Source organism: Bacillus sp. F19 (genome assembly GCA_023823795.1).
Taxonomy (GTDB): domain Bacteria; phylum Bacillota; class Bacilli; order Bacillales; family Bacillaceae; genus Bacillus_P.
The window spans coordinates 25,618-43,283 of the sequence record CP085710.1; the positions used below are offsets into that span (position 1 = coordinate 25,618).

General features: G+C 45.1%; 14 protein-coding genes, 3 tRNA genes, 3 rRNA genes and 1 other RNA gene. 17 read left to right on the plus strand and 4 right to left on the minus strand.

The features are described 5' to 3' along the window. The first annotated feature begins 46 nt into the window (after positions 1-46). Positions 47-139: transfer RNA gene (locus LIT25_00115), tRNA-Ser, on the plus strand. Between the two features lie 115 nt (positions 140-254). Here the strand turns inward: LIT25_00115 and LIT25_00120 are convergent. After that, positions 255-923: a deoxynucleoside kinase gene (locus tag LIT25_00120; GenBank protein USK33922.1), complete on the minus strand. Its 669-nt coding sequence runs from the start codon at positions 921-923 to the stop codon at positions 255-257. Then, entirely contained in the window at positions 920-1,561 is a 642-nt protein-coding gene (locus tag LIT25_00125; GenBank protein ID USK33923.1) for a deoxynucleoside kinase, read from the minus strand. The genes LIT25_00120 and LIT25_00125 overlap by 4 nt, the downstream gene beginning before the upstream one ends. A gap of 276 nt (positions 1,562-1,837) precedes the next feature. On the opposite strand from LIT25_00125, the gene hppD reads away from it, so the two are divergent. The 4 genes from hppD to LIT25_00145 are packed head-to-tail and all read left to right on the plus strand — an operon-like array spanning position 1,838 to position 5,679. Continuing rightward, positions 1,838-2,953, plus strand: a complete 1,116-nt coding sequence (hppD, locus tag LIT25_00130) for a 4-hydroxyphenylpyruvate dioxygenase (protein ID USK33924.1) — start codon at positions 1,838-1,840, stop codon at positions 2,951-2,953. 30 nt (positions 2,954-2,983) lie between these two features. Then, complete coding sequence (locus LIT25_00135; GenBank protein USK33925.1) at positions 2,984-3,592, plus strand: flavin reductase family protein; 609 nt, start codon at positions 2,984-2,986, stop codon at positions 3,590-3,592. Positions 3,593-3,599: 7 nt separating this feature from the next. Next, positions 3,600-4,529 (plus strand): fumarylacetoacetate hydrolase family protein, encoded by a 930-nt coding sequence (locus tag LIT25_00140; GenBank protein ID USK33926.1) that lies wholly within the window; start codon positions 3,600-3,602, stop codon positions 4,527-4,529. 4 nt (positions 4,530-4,533) lie between these two features. After that, positions 4,534-5,679, plus strand: a complete 1,146-nt coding sequence (locus LIT25_00145) for a homogentisate 1,2-dioxygenase (protein ID USK33927.1) — start codon at positions 4,534-4,536, stop codon at positions 5,677-5,679. Positions 5,680-5,711: 32 nt separating this feature from the next. On the opposite strand, the gene LIT25_00150 is transcribed toward LIT25_00145, so the two are convergent. After that, positions 5,712-7,004 carry a glycoside hydrolase family 18 protein gene (locus tag LIT25_00150; protein USK33928.1) on the minus strand — a complete coding sequence of 431 codons (1,293 nt, stop codon included), beginning with the start codon at positions 7,002-7,004 and terminating at the stop codon, positions 5,712-5,714. Positions 7,005-7,072: 68 nt separating this feature from the next. Further along, complete coding sequence (locus LIT25_00155; GenBank protein USK33929.1) at positions 7,073-7,618, minus strand: cysteine hydrolase; 546 nt, start codon at positions 7,616-7,618, stop codon at positions 7,073-7,075. 65 nt (positions 7,619-7,683) lie between these two features. On the opposite strand from LIT25_00155, the gene tadA reads away from it, so the two are divergent. From tadA to rrf, 12 genes are all read left to right on the plus strand, one after another. Continuing rightward, a complete protein-coding gene (tadA, locus tag LIT25_00160) occupies positions 7,684-8,175 on the plus strand; it encodes a tRNA adenosine(34) deaminase TadA (protein USK33930.1) in 492 nt (163 codons plus the stop codon). Between the two features lie 85 nt (positions 8,176-8,260). Then, an RNA gene (ffs, locus tag LIT25_00165) (signal recognition particle sRNA large type) lies at positions 8,261-8,526 on the plus strand. Positions 8,527-8,763: 237 nt separating this feature from the next. After that, complete coding sequence (gene dnaX, locus LIT25_00170; protein ID USK33931.1) at positions 8,764-10,461, plus strand: DNA polymerase III subunit gamma/tau; 1,698 nt, start codon at positions 8,764-8,766, stop codon at positions 10,459-10,461. An 18-nt stretch (positions 10,462-10,479) separates the two neighbouring features. Beyond that, complete coding sequence (locus LIT25_00175; GenBank protein ID USK33932.1) at positions 10,480-10,806, plus strand: YbaB/EbfC family nucleoid-associated protein; 327 nt, start codon at positions 10,480-10,482, stop codon at positions 10,804-10,806. A 10-nt stretch (positions 10,807-10,816) separates the two neighbouring features. Further along, positions 10,817-11,413: a recombination mediator RecR gene (gene recR / locus LIT25_00180; protein ID USK33933.1), complete on the plus strand. Its 597-nt coding sequence runs from the start codon at positions 10,817-10,819 to the stop codon at positions 11,411-11,413. 29 nt (positions 11,414-11,442) lie between these two features. Continuing rightward, positions 11,443-11,664 carry a YaaL family protein gene (locus LIT25_00185; protein USK33934.1) on the plus strand — a complete coding sequence of 74 codons (222 nt, stop codon included), beginning with the start codon at positions 11,443-11,445 and terminating at the stop codon, positions 11,662-11,664. Between the two features lie 64 nt (positions 11,665-11,728). After that, positions 11,729-11,995 carry a pro-sigmaK processing inhibitor BofA family protein gene (locus tag LIT25_00190; protein ID USK33935.1) on the plus strand — a complete coding sequence of 89 codons (267 nt, stop codon included), beginning with the start codon at positions 11,729-11,731 and terminating at the stop codon, positions 11,993-11,995. A 257-nt stretch (positions 11,996-12,252) separates the two neighbouring features. Beyond that, positions 12,253-13,789, plus strand: a 16S ribosomal RNA gene (locus tag LIT25_00195). Between the two features lie 156 nt (positions 13,790-13,945). Then, positions 13,946-14,022, plus strand: a tRNA-Ile gene (locus tag LIT25_00200). Positions 14,023-14,038: 16 nt separating this feature from the next. After that, a tRNA-Ala gene (locus LIT25_00205) sits at positions 14,039-14,114 on the plus strand. 149 nt (positions 14,115-14,263) lie between these two features. Then, positions 14,264-17,193, plus strand: a 23S ribosomal RNA gene (locus LIT25_00210). Positions 17,194-17,281: 88 nt separating this feature from the next. Further along, positions 17,282-17,397, plus strand: a 5S ribosomal RNA gene (rrf, locus tag LIT25_00215). The 16S, 23S and 5S rRNA genes sit together here with 2 tRNA genes alongside, the layout of an rRNA operon. Positions 17,398-17,666 lie beyond the last annotated feature (269 nt).

Sequence of the window (17,666 nt, forward strand, 5' to 3'; positions counted from 1 at the left end):
GTTGACAAGCATATTTTAGATATGCTATATTAATTATTGTCAGTACGGAGGTATACCCAAGTCTGGCTGAAGGGATCGGTCTTGAAAACCGACAGGGGGGTCAAACCCCGCGGGGGTTCGAATCCCTCTACCTCCTCCATTTTACATATAAAATCCAATGTTAATTGGAGATTGATAAAACCTGCGGCAGATTCTGCTGCAGGTTTTTTGTATATCTTTTTGCTGGATACAAAAAAAATAACCGATTAGACCGGTTATTTCTTAAGTAATCTTGTCTGCTCTATAAAATGGGCGACGCGCTCAACTATTGGTTCAATTGAACCTTCGTTTGCCATAATGTCATAATCGTTAATGTTGAGGCGCAGGACAGGACATGCATTAAAGTTATTAATCCAATCCTCATAGCGGCGGTGCATCTCTTCCCAATAAGCAATTGGTGTCTGCTGCTCCATCGGACGCCCGCGTTCTTTGATGCGGGATAAAATATCCTCAAGGCTGCCTTCTAAGTAAATCAAAAGGTCAGGATGAGGGAAGTAAGGTGTCATGACCATCGCATCGAATAAATTCGTGTATGTTTCATAATCCACTTCTGTCATCGTGCCTTTTTCAAAATGCATTTTGGCGAAAATCCCAGTATCTTCATAGATTGACCGATCCTGAATAAAACCTCCGCCGTATTCAAAAATCCGCTTTTGCTCTTTAAATCTTTCAGCAAGGAAGTAGATTTGCAGATGAAAGCTCCATCTTTCAAAATCTGCGTAAAATTTATCAAGATAGGGGTTTGTGTCTACTTTTTCAAATGAGGTGCGGAATTTCAATGCATTTGCAAGTGCATTTGTCATTGTCGATTTTCCGACACCGACCGTTCCCGCTATGGTAATGACGGCGTTGTGAGGGATGCTGTATTTCTCTCTCAAATTCATTTACTAGTAACTCCTTCATGTAAAGATTCATCCAGGCGTTTAAATATATAGGTTAAATCTTTTTCGTTTTGTACAAAATCAAGCTCATCTCCGCTGAATCTCAGAACAGGGATGGATGGGTGCTCTTTTTCCCACTGTGACATGGCCACTTCGTAGTCCTCCGATAACTGCTTTAAATAGCCGGGATCGATATTTTTTTCGATCTCTCTCCCGCGCATATCAATGCGGTTAAGCAAGGTATCAAGACTTGCATTCAAGTAAATGATCAAGTTTGGCTTTGGCATGTCGCTTGTTAAAATCGAATAAATATCAAGGTATTTATCGTATTGTTCTTTTTTAAGAGTGCGCTTTGCGAAAATAAGATTTTTATAAATATGATAATCTGCCACAACAGGCTGACTCTTTTTCAGAAATAACTGAGCAATATCTTCAAGCTGTTTATATCGATTACACAGGAAGAACATCTCTGTTTGGAAACTCCACTCTTCAATGTTTTCATAAAATTTGCCGAGAAAAGGATTCTCATCAACGATCTCTTTAAGCAAATGAAATTGATAGTGTTCTGCTATCGCTCTTGCAAGCGAAGTTTTTCCAACACCAATCGGTCCTTCCACGGTAATAAACGGTACGCCACTCATCATGGGTCCTCCTAAGCAAAAAAATCTATCAAAACAGACAAATTTTATTGTATCACAGTGGCAATATGAAAGAGTAAGGTTTTAACTAAAAAGAAAAGTTTCCAATTATCCTCTCATAGCAGCGAGAGTTTTATGCGGATTCAGAAGCGGGAGATATAAGGTTACATCATTGCAGAAAAGCGTTATAGCTTTACTCAGCACTCTTGCTTTCATCTCTTCTTTTTCCGTATGATGTATTCGGAATAGTAATAATATTCATTAAATGGAGGGATTTATATGCGTGAGGAAACAGCAGCGAAGGACAGTCAGGTTGAAGATTTTTTTCCGGTTAAAGATGTTGACTATCTGGAAATGTATTCAGGCAATGCCAAGCAGTCGGCTCACTATTTTTGTACTGCCTTCGGTTTTAAAATCGTCGCCTATTCAGGACTTGAGACTGGGAACAGGGAAACCGTATCCTATGTGCTTCAGCAGCAGAAGGTACGCTTAGTTATTACAGGTTCTTTAAATGATACCTCGCGTGTAGCTGAATTCGTCAAGAAGCACGGGGACGGGGTAAGAGATATCGCTTTAGTCGTGGATAATGTTGAAAAGGCTTACAACGAGGCTGTTTCCAGAGGAGCCATTGCCATTGCTCCGCCATTTGAACTGAAGGATGAACATGGTGCCGTTAAAAAAGCCGTAATCGGTACATACGGAGACACCATTCATTCTCTAATAGAGAGGAAAGAATACAAGGGCGCATTTATGCCTGGGTTTGAAGCGGCTGAAATGAAGATTCCTTATACAGAAGCAGGAATCATCGGCGTTGACCATGTTGTAGGAAACGTTGAGAGTATGCAGGAATGGGTTTCCTATTACGAGAAAGTGATGGGTTTTAAAGAAATGCGTCATTTTACAGATTCGGATATCAGTACAGAGTATTCATCTCTTATGTCGAAGGTTATGCATAATGGAGGCCGGATTAAATTTCCTATTAATGAGCCGGCAGAAGGAAAACGCAAATCGCAAATTCAGGAATACCTGGAGTTCTTCAAAGGGCCAGGTGTGCAGCATCTTGCTATTTTAACAGAGGATATCGTCTCTACAGTTGCGATTTTAAAGAAAAATGGCGTGGAATTCCTGAAGACCCCTGAGACTTATTATGAAACACTAAGTGAACGTGTCGGAGATATTGATGAAGAGATTGATAAGCTGAAAGAACTTAACATTCTCGTGGACCGTGACGATGAAGGGTATTTGCTGCAGATTTTCACCAAGCCGATTGTCGATCGTCCCACAGTCTTTATAGAAGTGATTCAGAGAAAAGGAGCGAAAGGCTTCGGTGACGGAAACTTTAAAGCGCTTTTTGAATCAATCGAACGGGAGCAGGAGCGACGCGGTAATTTATAAGGACTTAATCCTGAAAGCAAGGTGATACAGATGGATGTAATGCCAGAGTCGCTTCACTGGAAAGATGCTTATAAATTAATGATTGGCTCGATCCTGCCAAGGCCAATCGCTTTCGTATCGACTATTGATGAAAAAGGAGCGGCAAACTTGGCCCCGTTCAGCTTTTTTACCGCAATCTCAGCTGAACCGATGATGATTTGTTTCTCTCCTATGAGAAAAGGTACGGATGGATCTAAAAAGGATACTCTCATCAATATTGAAAAAACGAAGGAATTTGTCATCAACATTGTGAGTGAACAAATAGTGGAACAAATGAATCGATGTGCAGGCGATTTTGATCCGGAGGTAGATGAATTTGTTCAAAGTGGGCTGACGAAGGGGAAAAGCAAGGCAGTTGCCCCTCCCCGTGTGAAAGAAAGTCTGGTTCACCTGGAATGCGAGCTGCATGATGTCTTGCATTTTGGAGAGAAAGCGGGATCCGGCAGTCTTGTCATCGGCAAGGTAAAGCACATCCATGTTGATGATGCTCTTTTCTATGAAGGGAAAATTGACTCTGAAGAACTAAAGCCGATCGGACGTCTTGCCGGACACATGTATACAAAACCGATGACAGATACGTTTGAGATCAAGAGAAGGTGAAATCTTTATGAAGTTTGTGACATTTCAAACCCCGTACAGCAGGCAGGCAGCGGGATGGCTTCAGGGGCATGATCTGGTGATTGATATGAACGCTGCAAGCCGGGGGTTCCTTCCTGAATCCATTCAAGAATTTTTAACAGAGCATGAACGATACCTCCCATATATTCATGAAATGAACCCGTTTGAAGAGGGGGATCTGGGAGTTTACCGGCTTTCAGAGGTGAAGCTGTCTTCACCTCTTCCAAGGCCGGTTAGCATTCGCGATTTTTATGCGTTTGAAGAGCATGTGAAAACTGCCCGCAAGAAAAGAGGGCTTGATGTTATTCCGGAATGGTATCAATTTCCCGTGTTTTATTTTACAAATCACCTGGCCGTGAAAGGTCCGGAGGAAAAGATTGAAGTTCCTCCATGCTGTAAGGCTCTTGATTATGAACTTGAGATTGCCTGTGTTATAGGGAAGGAAGGGCGTGACATCCCTGCAAGTGAATCAGAAGAGTACATTTTTGGATACTGCATCATGAATGACTGGAGTGCGCGAGATCTTCAAAGAGAAGAAATGAAAGTTGGTCTTGGTCCGGCAAAAGGAAAGGATTTCGCAACATCGCTTGGACCATACCTGGTTTCAAAAGAGGAGCTTCATCCATGTAAGGCAGGAAATCGGTATGATTTAACGATGACAGCGGCTGTTAATGGAAAAGAGATATCGAAAGGGAATTTAAAAGATATTTATTATTCTTTTGCAGAGATGATAGAAAGGGCTTCTTCGGGTGTCACCTTATATCCGGGAGAAGTGATTGGCTCAGGAACCGTTGGAACCGGGTGTATTTTAGAGCTGGGGGAAGAGGTGCATCGTTATTTAAGGCCGGGAGATGAGGTCGAATTAACAATAGAAGGTCTGGGCTCATTAAAAAATAAAATTGCAGCCAAAAGCAGGTGAGAGAATGTATTATCGCACGTTAGGCAAAATTCCGCATAAGAGACATACGATGTTTAAAAAAGAAGACGGAAGCCTATACCGGGAACAGGTTATGGGAACGAAGGGGTTTTCAGGTACACAATCCATTCTGTATCATCACTACATGCCTACAGAGGTAGCAAAGTCAGAGCTTCTTCATTCCTATCTCCCTGAATATGAACAGACGGATTCCTTGAAACACAGGCATTTCTTTACAGATGCTCTGCAAACTGAAGGGGATGCTATTGAGGCTAGAGAGTATATCCTCGGAAATGATGATCTCTTAATAGGTGTGGTTCTTGCAAAAAAACCGATGGAGTCCTATTACCGGAACGGTGATGGAGATGAATTGCTCTTTATTCATTTTGGAAATGGAACGATTGAGACGATGTTCGGTGTCATCACATACCGGCCGGGAGATTACATCAACATCCCGATAGGCACAATCTATCGTGTCGTGCCAAAAGCCGAAACAAAAATCCTTTTCATAGAATCGTTCAGCCAGATCACAACACCTAAACGATACCGAAATGAATACGGCCAGCTTTTAGAGCACAGCCCTTTTTGTGAAAGAGATTTCCGGGGTCCTGAACAGCTTCTGACAGTAGAATCCCGAGGCGAGTTTGAGGTCTTGACAAAATCCAGGGGCTATATGCATAAGCATACCTTTAACCACCATCCCTTCGATGTAGCGGGATGGGACGGCTACTTGTATCCATGGGCTTTTAATATCGGGGATTTTGAGCCGATTACAGGACGGATTCATCAGCCGCCGCCTGTTCATCAAACATTTGAAGGCCACAATTTCGTTGTCTGCTCATTCGTGCCTAGAATGTACGATTATCATCCTGAGTCGATTCCGGCGCCGTATTATCACAGTAATGTCAACAGTGATGAGCTTCTTTACTATGTAGAAGGAAATTTTATGAGCCGAAAAGGAATCAAAAAGGGATCCATCACACTTCATCCAAGCGGAATTCCGCATGGTCCTCATCCGGGAAAAACGGAAGCAAGCATCGGGAAAAAAGAGACGCTTGAACTCGCGGTAATGATTGATACGTTTCGCCCGCTCAGAATTGTGAAAAAGGCCAAGGAAATTGAAGATGCCGATTACATGTATACTTGGACCTGAAAAATAAGAAAAGCAGCCGGATAGGCTGCTTTTTATGTTGGCATTTTTACGACATTAAAGTTGTCGGCAATCAATAACCAGTTTTGCGGGAACGAGAGTCCGAGCTTCCAATAGCTCATGCCTCTTAGCTTTAACTCCTTCATTAAATCAAATTTGGCCTGAATGGAACGGGCATCCTCAAACCAGACTTCATGCTCTTTTCCTTCATTATCGCGGTAATTGAAGTGTGGAGCTTGTGCTTTCATATCATATTGTATGGGGACGTTGTATTGACTTGCTAAGCGGATCGCCTGCTGCGGGCTGATGGCTTTTGCAAATTCTCCTCCGGGCTTAAACGGCAGGGTCCAGTCGTACCCGTATAAATTCTGTCCCATCATGACTTTATTTGCCGGTATTTCTGACAGCGTGTACTCGAGGACCTCCCTAACCGGTCCAATTGGGGATACTGCCATTGGCGGTCCGCCGCTATAGCCCCACTCGTAAGTCATCACCACTACAAAATCGACAATTTCACCATGTGCTTTATAATCATGCGCCTCGTACCATTTTCCTTTTTGATCTGCGCTTGTTTTAGGGGCCAGAGCTGTAGAAATGAGCCAGCCTTCTTTTTTAAAGCGGGCTTTTGCTTTTCTTAAGAAACGATTATAGGCCTCTCTGTCGACCGGCCTTAAATACTCCATATCAAAATGGATATCGCGGAATCCATATTTTTTCGCGGTTTCAACAATGTTATTCAGAAGTTTATTCTGGACGTCCTGATTTGTTAAGATGATTCGGCCGATTTCGTCACTGAAGCCTTCATCATCTAAATTCGTCACTATCATCATTAATGTGACTCCATTGTTTTTGGCGATATTGGCAAAGTCATTTAAGAGCGGCTCATCTAGGGTGCCATCCTTTTGAATGCGGAAGCTGAACGGACCGAGGTAAGTTAAATAAGGCGCTGCTTCCCGTGCACTTTCCTCCAGAATAGGACTTACCTGATTTCCGGAAGGTTCAATATAAGCATTGAATTCTGCTTTTTGTTTTGGACGGTCGGGAATATAAAGTCTGAACCCAATTTGCAGCGGGCTATTAATCGAGATTTGATTTACTTCAGATAATTCCTTTGGAGTTGAACCGTATCTTCTGCTGATAGACCACAATGTATCTCCAGGCTGCACCCAATAAAATCGCCCTTTTATCGGAATGACTATTGTCTGGCCGATAACAAGCTGGCCTGGATTGGGAATTTCATTTGTCCGGATGATCTCTTCAGCGGTTGTACTGTAAGCTTGAGCTATCCCGTATAAAGTTTGTCCTTCTCGGACAATATGTATCTGCATATTGATTCCCCTCACTCATTCGTCATAATCTCTCTGTTACATCTTATGAAGGAACGAGCGAGAGCATGTTATATTTTTATTTGGCGGGAATCGCCTATATCTGCCTGAAGGACATTTTTCATCATACGAAGAGCGTATTCATTGTCATGTTTATCATTTGAAGCAATGCAGTCAGATGGAACGGAGAGTTTATATCCCCGCATATAGGCATCATTAGCTGAAAAAAGAACACAGATGTTTCCGGCTATTCCTGTCAAAATTAGATGCTGCACTTTAAGATTGTCCAAAAGCATGTTTAAGGCGGTTCCATAAAAGGCAGAATGCATGGGTTTAATTAAGAAAAAATCCGTATCATCAGGATAGAGCTGTTCAATGATTGGCCTGCTCAGTTCATTTGTGCATTTTTCAGAAATCTTTTGAAAATCAGCCTGCCATAATTTATAATGATCATTTATATAAATGATGGGACGTTTTTTTTCCTGCATTTTCTTTTTTAATGAGAAAATATTCTCAGAAACTCGTTTAGCTTCATCAGCTAAAACTTCACCATGCTTAAATTTAAAATTATTTATCATATCAATAATGAGCAGGGCACAGTTATCTTTTTTAACCAAGGCGTCATCTCTCCTTTATAAAAATTAGCTTGTGTCATAATGAAATAATCTATAAGGAGTACATTATGGATAAGGACATGGTATATATGGAACTTGCAATAAAAGAAGCTTTGAAAGCTAAAGCAATCGGCGAGGTTCCAATAGGTGCGGTCATCGTACATAACGATGAAGTAGTTGGATCCGGATACAATCTAAGAGAAAGTGAGCAAAGGTCAATTGCCCATGCGGAAATGATTGCGATTGATCAGGCGTGTGCCTCAATGGGTACGTGGAGGCTTGAGGATGCGACGCTTTACGTAACCCTTGAGCCCTGTCCGATGTGCGCGGGGGCGATTGTGCTTTCAAGAGTGAAAAGAGTGGTTTACGGGGCCGCAGATCCGAAAGGCGGATGTGCAGGGACGCTGATGAATCTTCTGGATGAAAAAAGATTTAACCACCAGGTTGAAGTAGCTAAAGGAATCCTTGAGGATGAATGCGGGTTAATGCTTAGCGATTTTTTCAGGGATCTTAGAAAGCAAAAGAAAGCAGAAAAAGCTTCTTCAAAAAATTTACAGTAGGTGGATATTGCATTTTTTCCGAAAAGCTTATATACTAGATTATGCGTCGTACTAAACGGCGCACCTTAACTAGGTATCAATTTTGCCGTGCTAAGCGGGGAGGTAGCGGTGCCCTGTACTCGCAATCCGCTCTAGCGAGGCCGAATCCCTTTCCCGAGGTTAGCTGTCTGTAGGGCCTGCCTTAAGTAAGTGGTGTTGACGTCTGGGTCCTGCGCAATGGGAATCCATGAACCATGTCAGGTCCGGAAGGAAGCAGCATTAAGTGGAACCTCTCATGTGCCGCAGGGTTGCCTGGGCCGAGCTAACTGCTTAAGTAACGCTTATGGACACTAATCGACGGAAGGTGCACGGCAGTTTAATTTATAATGAACAAACCCATCCTCTTGCAGGGTGGGTTTTTTATTTGTTTGGGAAATTATTCTTCGTTCAGATCCGTAACTTAGACTCCCGGTCAGAACGGATCTGACCAAGACGCCTGCGCTTTTGATCTTTGCAAAAAAGGCTGTCTGAAATTAGTCCTTGTCCCCTTTGTAAAATACTAATTCCATAAGGTATAATAGAAGGGATGAATTTGAAGGAGGGCGTTATGTGAGTTACCAGGCTTTATACCGTGTTTGGCGGCCGCAGCAATTTCATGATGTCGTAGGTCAAGAACATATTACAAGAACGCTTCAAAATGCCCTGCTGCAAGAAAAATTCTCGCATGCCTATCTTTTTTCCGGACCAAGAGGAACAGGGAAAACGAGTGCGGCCAAGATTTTTGCGAAAACAGTCAATTGTGAAAAAGCTCCGGTTGCAGAACCATGCAATGAATGTTCTGCCTGCCTTGGCATCACAGATGGTTCCATTTCCGATGTGATTGAAATAGATGCTGCTTCAAATAATGGAGTAGATGAAATACGGGATATACGTGATAAAGTAAAATATGCACCGTCTTCGGTGAGCTATAAGGTTTATATCGTTGATGAAGTGCACATGCTCTCCATAGGAGCGTTCAATGCCTTGTTAAAAACGCTTGAAGAACCGCCTAAGCATGTCATCTTTATATTAGCCACTACAGAACCTCACAAAATACCGCTGACGATTATCTCCAGGTGCCAGAGATTCGATTTTAAACGAATAACAGCGGCTGCAATTGTCGGGAGAATGCAGGAGATCATTGAAGGTCAGGAGATAGAAGCAGATGCTGCTGCGCTTCAGGTCATTGCAAGTGCAGCGGATGGCGGTATGCGTGATGCCTTGAGTTTGCTCGATCAGGCTATTTCCTTCAGTGATGAAACCGTGACATTAGATGATGCACTGCTGATAACGGGGTCAGTCTCACAGGCGATGATAGGCGAATTAATCCATGCTATGTTCAATAAAGACGTATCTGCAGCTCTGCAGGCTTTAGATGAGCTGATGAATCAGGGAAAAGATGCATCGAAACTTGTAGAAGACTTTATCTACTATTACAGGGATCTGCTGCTGCATCAAACAGCTCCGCATCTTGAGGAAGTATTAGAGCGGGTTACAGTTGATGAACAGTTTGTGGAATTATCTAAACAGATGCCTCCCGATACAATCTACCATGCTATAGATGTCCTAAACAAAAGCCAGCAGGAAATGAAATGGACAAATCACCCCCGTATTTTCCTTGAGGTGGCAATTGTTAAGCTTTCCGAGCATGAGGCAAAAGCTGTTCAATCTGGTAAAAGTGAAAACCATACTGAGCTTGAAGCGACAGTGAAGAAACTTGCAAATGAATTAGAGCTTCTGAAAAAACAGGGAGTCGCAATCAGCGGACAGCAAGCGCCGCAAAATGAACAAAAGGCACCAAAAGCCGTCCGAAGCGGGTACAAAGTGCCTGCAGGCCGGATTCAGGAAATCCTGAAAGATGCAACGAAACAAAACCTGGCAGCCATAAAGAGCCGCTGGGGAGAGCTGCTTGATTATCTGCGCAGGCAAAACAAAGTATCTCATGCAGCCCTATTGACAGACAGTGAACCGGTAGCTGCATCAGAAACAGCATTTGTGTTAAAGTTTAAATATGAAATCCATTGTAAAATGGTAGCGGACAACAACAATCAGGTTCGCAGCAATATGGAAGCCATTCTTTTAGAATTAACGGGACGAAACATGGAAATGGTTGGCGTTCCAGAACAAGAATGGGGTAAAATAAGAGAAGATTACATACGTGATCAGCGTCAGAATGATGACGGCGATTCCCCTGAAGAAGACGAAGATCCGCTCATAGCTGAAGCAAAAAAACTAGTGGGTACAGATCTCATTGAAATAAAAGATTAATATTGGAGGAGATTTATTATGAACCGTGGCGGAATGGGCAACATGCAGAAAATGATGAAACAAATGCAAAAAATGCAGAAAGACATGGCCAAAGCGCAAGAAGAACTGGCTGAAAAAACAATTGAAGGAACAGCTGGCGGCGGTATGGTCATTGTTACGATTAATGGAAACAAAGAAGTAGTAGATGTAAACATTAAAGAGGAAGTTGTAGATCCGGAAGATATCGATATGCTTCAAGATTTAGTTCTTGCTGCTACAAATGACGCTCTGAAGAAAATGGATGAACTCACAAACGATACAATGGGTAAATTTACAAAAGGCATGAACTTGCCAGGCATGTTCTAGGAGGAATGGAATGCATTATCCTGAACCGATATCAAAGCTGATTGACAGCTTTATGAAACTGCCAGGAATTGGCCCGAAGACGGCCGTTCGTCTGGCTTTTTTTGTACTGAATATGAAAGAAGACGTTGTGCTGGATTTTGCAAAGGCCTTGGTCAATGCCAAAAGAAATCTTACGTACTGTTCTGTATGCGGTCATATTACAGATCAGGATCCCTGCTATATTTGTGAAGACCAAAGAAGAGATAAAACCGTCATTTGCGTCGTTCAGGACCCAAAAGACGTTATCGCAATGGAGAAAATGAAGGAATACTCAGGGCTGTATCATGTGCTTCAAGGTGCAATCTCACCGATGGATGGCATCGGACCTGAGGATATCAAGATTCCTGAACTGCTGAAAAGGCTTCAGGACGATACGGTGCAGGAAATCATACTCGCTACCAATCCTAACATTGAAGGTGAAGCAACCGCGATGTATATCTCCAGACTTTTAAAGCCGACAGGGATTAAAATGACGCGAATAGCACATGGCCTTCCTGTAGGCGGAGATCTGGAATATGCGGATGAAGTAACTTTATCAAAAGCTCTGGAAGGAAGACGGGAGCTTTAATATCGGGATGCCGGAGAGGGGAAGTTTCTTTGTTTTTTCGCAGAAAAGGCTGGCTTAGAAAAGAATACGATCAGCTGCTGGTTGATGACCTCCTTTTTATGAAGGATGAATGGAATCGGCAAAAGCAGCTTGTTGATAAAAGTGTGGAGCCATCTCCTGAAATACTATATGAATTAAAAGTGGCTCAATCAAAATATTTCTTCTTATTAAGAGAAGCAAAAAAGAGAAATATTACAATCGGCAGGAAATAGCTTGTTCTATTTTCACCAGGCTTTCATAGATATATAGAAAGTAATGATGAAAGTGAGTGGTGGAATGGAACCGGTCTACGTTTTTTCCATTCTCGGAGGAATCATAATCCTGCTGCTTGTTGCAGGCGCCCCGCTCAAGTCAATGCGCTGGGCTGGTCAAGTGCTTGCGAAAGTTGTTATAGGTGCATTATTTTTATTCTTCATTAATGCATTTGGTACAAGCATGGGCCTGCACATCCCCATTAATCTGACGACTGCGGGTATTTCTGGATTGCTTGGTTTGCCGGGTGTTGCTGCATTAATTATTATAAAAATGGTTATTTTATCTTAGAACAGGCGGCTGATTTCGCTTGTTCTAATTTTTTTGTTGACACTATTTACAGCGGGTGGTATATTAATAGACGTCGCTGATGACGTTACATAAAACTTTTTAAAAAAGTTGTTGACGGAACAGAGCGATAAATGGTATATTAAAGAGGTCGCTTCGAGAGAGTGCGACACAATAAGTTCTTTGAAAACTAAACAAAACCAAAAGCGTACCAAACGTTTTAAATTTTTGAAGTCAGCAACAAATTGAGTCGCAAATTTTCTTCGGAGAGTTTGATCCTGGCTCAGGACGAACGCTGGCGGCGTGCCTAATACATGCAAGTCGAGCGAACTTCTTCGGAAGTTAGCGGCGGACGGGTGAGTAACACGTGGGCAACCTGCCTGTAAGACTGGGATAACTCCGGGAAACCGGAGCTAATACCGGATAGTATCTTGAACCGCATGGTTCAAGTTGGAAAGACGGTTTCGGCTGTCACTTACAGATGGGCCCGCGGCGCATTAGCTAGTTGGTGAGGTAATGGCTCACCAAGGCAACGATGCGTAGCCGACCTGAGAGGGTGATCGGCCACACTGGGACTGAGACACGGCCCAGACTCCTACGGGAGGCAGCAGTAGGGAATCTTCCGCAATGGACGAAAGTCTGACGGAGCAACGCCGCGTGAGTGATGAAGGTTTTCGGATCGTAAAACTCTGTTGTTAGGGAAGAACAAGTGCGAGAGTAACTGCTCGCACCTTGACGGTACCTAACCAGAAAGCCACGGCTAACTACGTGCCAGCAGCCGCGGTAATACGTAGGTGGCAAGCGTTGTCCGGAATTATTGGGCGTAAAGCGCGCGCAGGCGGTTTCTTAAGTCTGATGTGAAAGCCCCCGGCTCAACCGGGGAGGGTCATTGGAAACTGGGAAACTTGAGTGCAGAAGAGGAGAGTGGAATTCCACGTGTAGCGGTGAAATGCGTAGAGATGTGGAGGAACACCAGTGGCGAAGGCGACTCTCTGGTCTGTAACTGACGCTGAGGCGCGAAAGCGTGGGGAGCGAACAGGATTAGATACCCTGGTAGTCCACGCCGTAAACGATGAGTGCTAAGTGTTAGAGGGTTTCCGCCCTTTAGTGCTGCAGCTAACGCATTAAGCACTCCGCCTGGGGAGTACGGTCGCAAGACTGAAACTCAAAGGAATTGACGGGGCCCGCACAAGCGGTGGAGCATGTGGTTTAATTCGAAGCAACGCGAAGAACCTTACCAGGTCTTGACATCCTTTGCCACTTCTAGAGATAGAAGGTTCCCCTTCGGGGGACAAAGTGACAGGTGGTGCATGGTTGTCGTCAGCTCGTGTCGTGAGATGTTGGGTTAAGTCCCGCAACGAGCGCAACCCTTGATCTTAGTTGCCAGCATTCAGTTGGGCACTCTAAGGTGACTGCCGGTGACAAACCGGAGGAAGGTGGGGATGACGTCAAATCATCATGCCCCTTATGACCTGGGCTACACACGTGCTACAATGGATGGTACAAAGGGCTGCGAGACCGCGAGGTTTAGCCAATCCCATAAAACCATTCTCAGTTCGGATTGCAGGCTGCAACTCGCCTGCATGAAGCTGGAATCGCTAGTAATCGCGGATCAGCATGCCGCGGTGAATACGTTCCCGGGCCTTGTACACACCGCCCGTCACACCACGAGAGTTTGCAACACCCGAAGTCGGTGGGGTAACCGCAAGGAGCCAGCCGCCTAAGGTGGGGTAGATGATTGGGGTGAAGTCGTAACAAGGTAGCCGTATCGGAAGGTGCGGCTGGATCACCTCCTTTCTAAGGATATATGAGGACGCTTTTGGTTTTTGTTTAGTTTTGAGAGAACTTTGTTCCCTCTAAGTGAATAGCAGTTTACTTTAGGAGTAAGCGAAGAATCATTTGCGCGTACTTTTTTGTACGTCATAAACATTCTTTTATTCATACTTATGAGATGGGCCTATAGCTCAGCTGGTTAGAGCGCACGCCTGATAAGCGTGAGGTCGATGGTTCGAGTCCATTTAGGCCCACCATCTCTTAAATTCATATGGGGCCTTAGCTCAGCTGGGAGAGCGCCTGCCTTGCACGCAGGAGGTCAGCGGTTCGATCCCGCTAGGCTCCACCAAGAAGTTGTTCTTTGAAAACTAGATAACGTAATTGATAACAAGTAATTCACTGAGATTTACGCTTACCATAATTAGTGATTTTCTAGACATTTATGTCTAAACAAACAACGAAATGCGAAACGCATCTTATGATGCGACTGACCATTTAGGTTAAGTTATGAAGGGCGCACGGTGGATGCCTTGGCACTAGGAGCCGATGAAGGACGGGACTAACACCGATATGCTTTGGGGAGCTGTAAGTAAGCTTTGATCCAGAGATTTCCGAATGGGGAAACCCACTGTTCGTAATGGAACAGTATCTTTATCTGAATACATAGGATAATGAAGGCAGACCCGGGGAACTGAAACATCTAAGTACCCGGAGGAAGAGAAAGCAAACGCGATTTCCCAAGTAGCGGCGAGCGAAACGGAATTAGCCCAAACCAAGAGGCTTGCCTCTTGGGGTTGTAGGACACTCTATACGGAGTTACAAAGGAACGGGGTAGATGAAGCGACCTGGAAAGGTCCGTCAGAGAAGGTAATAACCCTGTAGTCGAAACTTCGTTCCCTCCAGAGTGGATCCTGAGTACGGCGGGACACGAGAAATCCCGTCGGAAGCAGGGAGGACCATCTCCCAAGGCTAAATACTCCCTAGTGACCGATAGTGAACCAGTACCGTGAGGGAAAGGTGAAAAGCACCCCGGAAGGGGAGTGAAAAGATCCTGAAACCGTGTGCTTACAAGTAGTCAGAGCCCGTTAATGGGTGATGGCGTGCCTTTGTAGAATGAACCGGCGAGTTACGATCCCGTGCAAGGTTAAGTTGATGAGACGGAGCCGCAGCGAAAGCGAGTCTGAATAGGGCGTTTTAGTACGTGGTCGTAGACCCGAAACCAGGTGATCTACCCATGTCCAGGGTGAAGTTCAGGTAACACTGAATGGAGGCCCGAACCCACGCACGTTGAAAAGTGCGGGGATGAGGTGTGGGTAGCGGAGAAATTCCAATCGAACCTGGAGATAGCTGGTTCTCTCCGAAATAGCTTTAGGGCTAGCCTCAAGTATGAGAGTCTTGGAGGTAGAGCACTGATTGGACTAGGGGCCCTCATCGGGTTACCGAATTCAGTCAAACTCCGAATGCCAAAGACTTGCTCCTTGGGAGTCAGACTGCGAGTGATAAGATCCGTAGTCAAGAGGGAAACAGCCCAGACCACCAGCTAAGGTCCCAAAGTATACGTTAAGTGGAAAAGGATGTGGAGTTGCTTAGACAACCAGGATGTTGGCTTAGAAGCAGCCACCATTTAAAGAGTGCGTAATAGCTCACTGGTCGAGTGACTCTGCGCCGAAAATGTACCGGGGCTAAACGTATCACCGAAGCTGTGGACTGTTCTTACGAACAGTGGTAGGAGAGCGTTCTAAGGGCGTTGAAGCTAGACCGTAAGGACTGGTGGAGCGCTTAGAAGTGAGAATGCCGGTATGAGTAGCGAAAGAGGGGTGAGAATCCCCTCCACCGAATGCCTAAGGTTTCCTGAGGAAGGCTCGTCCGCTCAGGGTTAGTCGGGACCTAAGCCGAGGCCGAAAGGCGTAGGCGATGGACAACAGGTTGATATTCCTGTACCACCTCCTCACCATTTGAGCAATGGGGGGACGCAGGAGGATAGGGCAAGCGCGCTGTTGGATATGCGCGTCCAAGCAGTTAGGCTGAGAAGTAGGCAAATCCGCTTCTCATATAAGGCTGAGCTGTGATGGCGAGGGAAATTTAGTACCGAAGTTCCTGATTCCACACTGCCAAGAAAAGCCTCTAGCGAGGTGAGAGGTGCCCGTACCGCAAACCGACACAGGTAGGCGAGGAGAGAATCCTAAGGTGAGCGAGAGAACTCTCGTTAAGGAACTCGGCAAAATGACCCCGTAACTTCGGGAGAAGGGGTGCTTTTTAGGGTTCATAGCCCTGAAAAGCCGCAGTGAATAGGCCCAGGCGACTGTTTAGCAAAAACACAGGTCTCTGCGAAGCCGCAAGGCGAAGTATAGGGGCTGACGCCTGCCCGGTGCTGGAAGGTTAAGAGGAGAGGTTAGCGCAAGCGAAGCTTTGAATTGAAGCCCCAGTAAACGGCGGCCGTAACTATAACGGTCCTAAGGTAGCGAAATTCCTTGTCGGGTAAGTTCCGACCCGCACGAAAGGCGTAACGATCTGGGCACTGTCTCAACGAGAGACTCGGTGAAATTATAGTACCTGTGAAGATGCAGGTTACCCGCGACAGGACGGAAAGACCCCGTGGAGCTTTACTGTAGCCTGATATTGAATTTTGGTACAGCTTGTACAGGATAGGTAGGAGCCTTGGAAGCCGGAGCGCCAGCTTCGGTGGAGGCATTGGTGGGATACTACCCTTGCTGTATTGAAATTCTAACCCACAGCCCTGATCGGGCTGGGAGACAGTGTCAGGTGGGCAGTTTGACTGGGGCGGTCGCCTCCTAAAATGTAACGGAGGCGCCCAAAGGTTCCCTCAGAATGGTTGGAAATCATTCGCAGAGTGTAAAGGCACAAGGGAGCTTGACTGCGAGACCTACAAGTCGAGCAGGGACGAAAGTCGGGCTTAGTGATCCGGTGGTTCCGCATGGAAGGGCCATCGCTCAACGGATAAAAGCTACCCCGGGGATAACAGGCTTATCTCCCCCAAGAGTCCACATCGACGGGGAGGTTTGGCACCTCGATGTCGGCTCATCGCATCCTGGGGCTGTAGTCGGTCCCAAGGGTTGGGCTGTTCGCCCATTAAAGCGGTACGCGAGCTGGGTTCAGAACGTCGTGAGACAGTTCGGTCCCTATCCGTCGTGGGCGCAGGAAATTTGAGAGGAGCTGTCCTTAGTACGAGAGGACCGGGATGGACGCACCGCTGGTGTACCAGTTGTCTTGCCAAAGGCATCGCTGGGTAGCTATGTGCGGAAGGGATAAGTGCTGAAAGCATCTAAGCATGAAGCCCCCCTCAAGATGAGATTTCCCATCACATTAGTGAGTAAGAACCCTGAAAGATGATCAGGTTGATAGGTCTGAGGTGGAAGCGCGGTGACGTGTGGAGCTGACAGATACTAATCGTTCGAGGACTTAACCACAGTCTAATATGTGTAAATGTAAGTGAATCTTGTTATCAAACGTTATTTAGTTTTGAAAGAATAACATTCTTTCTTCAATTGCATATTGTCTGGTGATGATGGCAAAGAGGTCACACCCGTTCCCATGCCGAACACGGAAGTTAAGCTCTTTAGCGCCGATGGTAGTTGGGGGTTTCCCCCTGTGAGAGTAGGACGTTGCCAGGCACGTATAAAAAAAGAACAGCAGAGATGCTGTTCTTTTTTGTATAGAATAAGAGATAAATGGCCTTTTTCTAGCTGCATTTGGCAAATGAATCTTTTAAGAAGCAGACAAAGCACTCATTTAAGAGAGCTTTAAGAACTTACTCTCCAAAACAGCGTTTAACTCTCCACTGGAGTATTGCAGCAGGTACTGTAACCTCATTTCGCTGTCCGAAACCGGGCTCTGACTATTCAACAGCCAAAATATCATCTGCCGCCATCTTTAATGAGCC

Coding starts and splice junctions, on each gene's coding strand:
- LIT25_00120 (USK33922.1), bottom strand. CDS start 923: ATGAATTTGAGAGAGAAATACAGCATCCCTCACAACGCCGTCATTACC.
- LIT25_00125 (USK33923.1), bottom strand. CDS start 1,561: ATGAGTGGCGTACCGTTTATTACCGTGGAAGGACCGATTGGTGTTGGA.
- hppD (USK33924.1), top strand. CDS start 1,838: ATGCGTGAGGAAACAGCAGCGAAGGACAGTCAGGTTGAAGATTTTTTT.
- LIT25_00135 (USK33925.1), top strand. CDS start 2,984: ATGGATGTAATGCCAGAGTCGCTTCACTGGAAAGATGCTTATAAATTA.
- LIT25_00140 (USK33926.1), top strand. CDS start 3,600: ATGAAGTTTGTGACATTTCAAACCCCGTACAGCAGGCAGGCAGCGGGA.
- LIT25_00145 (USK33927.1), top strand. CDS start 4,534: ATGTATTATCGCACGTTAGGCAAAATTCCGCATAAGAGACATACGATG.
- LIT25_00150 (USK33928.1), bottom strand. CDS start 7,004: ATGCAGATACATATTGTCCGAGAAGGACAAACTTTATACGGGATAGCT.
- tadA (USK33930.1), top strand. CDS start 7,684: ATGGATAAGGACATGGTATATATGGAACTTGCAATAAAAGAAGCTTTG.
- LIT25_00175 (USK33932.1), top strand. CDS start 10,480: ATGAACCGTGGCGGAATGGGCAACATGCAGAAAATGATGAAACAAATG.
- recR (USK33933.1), top strand. CDS start 10,817: ATGCATTATCCTGAACCGATATCAAAGCTGATTGACAGCTTTATGAAA.
- LIT25_00190 (USK33935.1), top strand. CDS start 11,729: ATGGAACCGGTCTACGTTTTTTCCATTCTCGGAGGAATCATAATCCTG.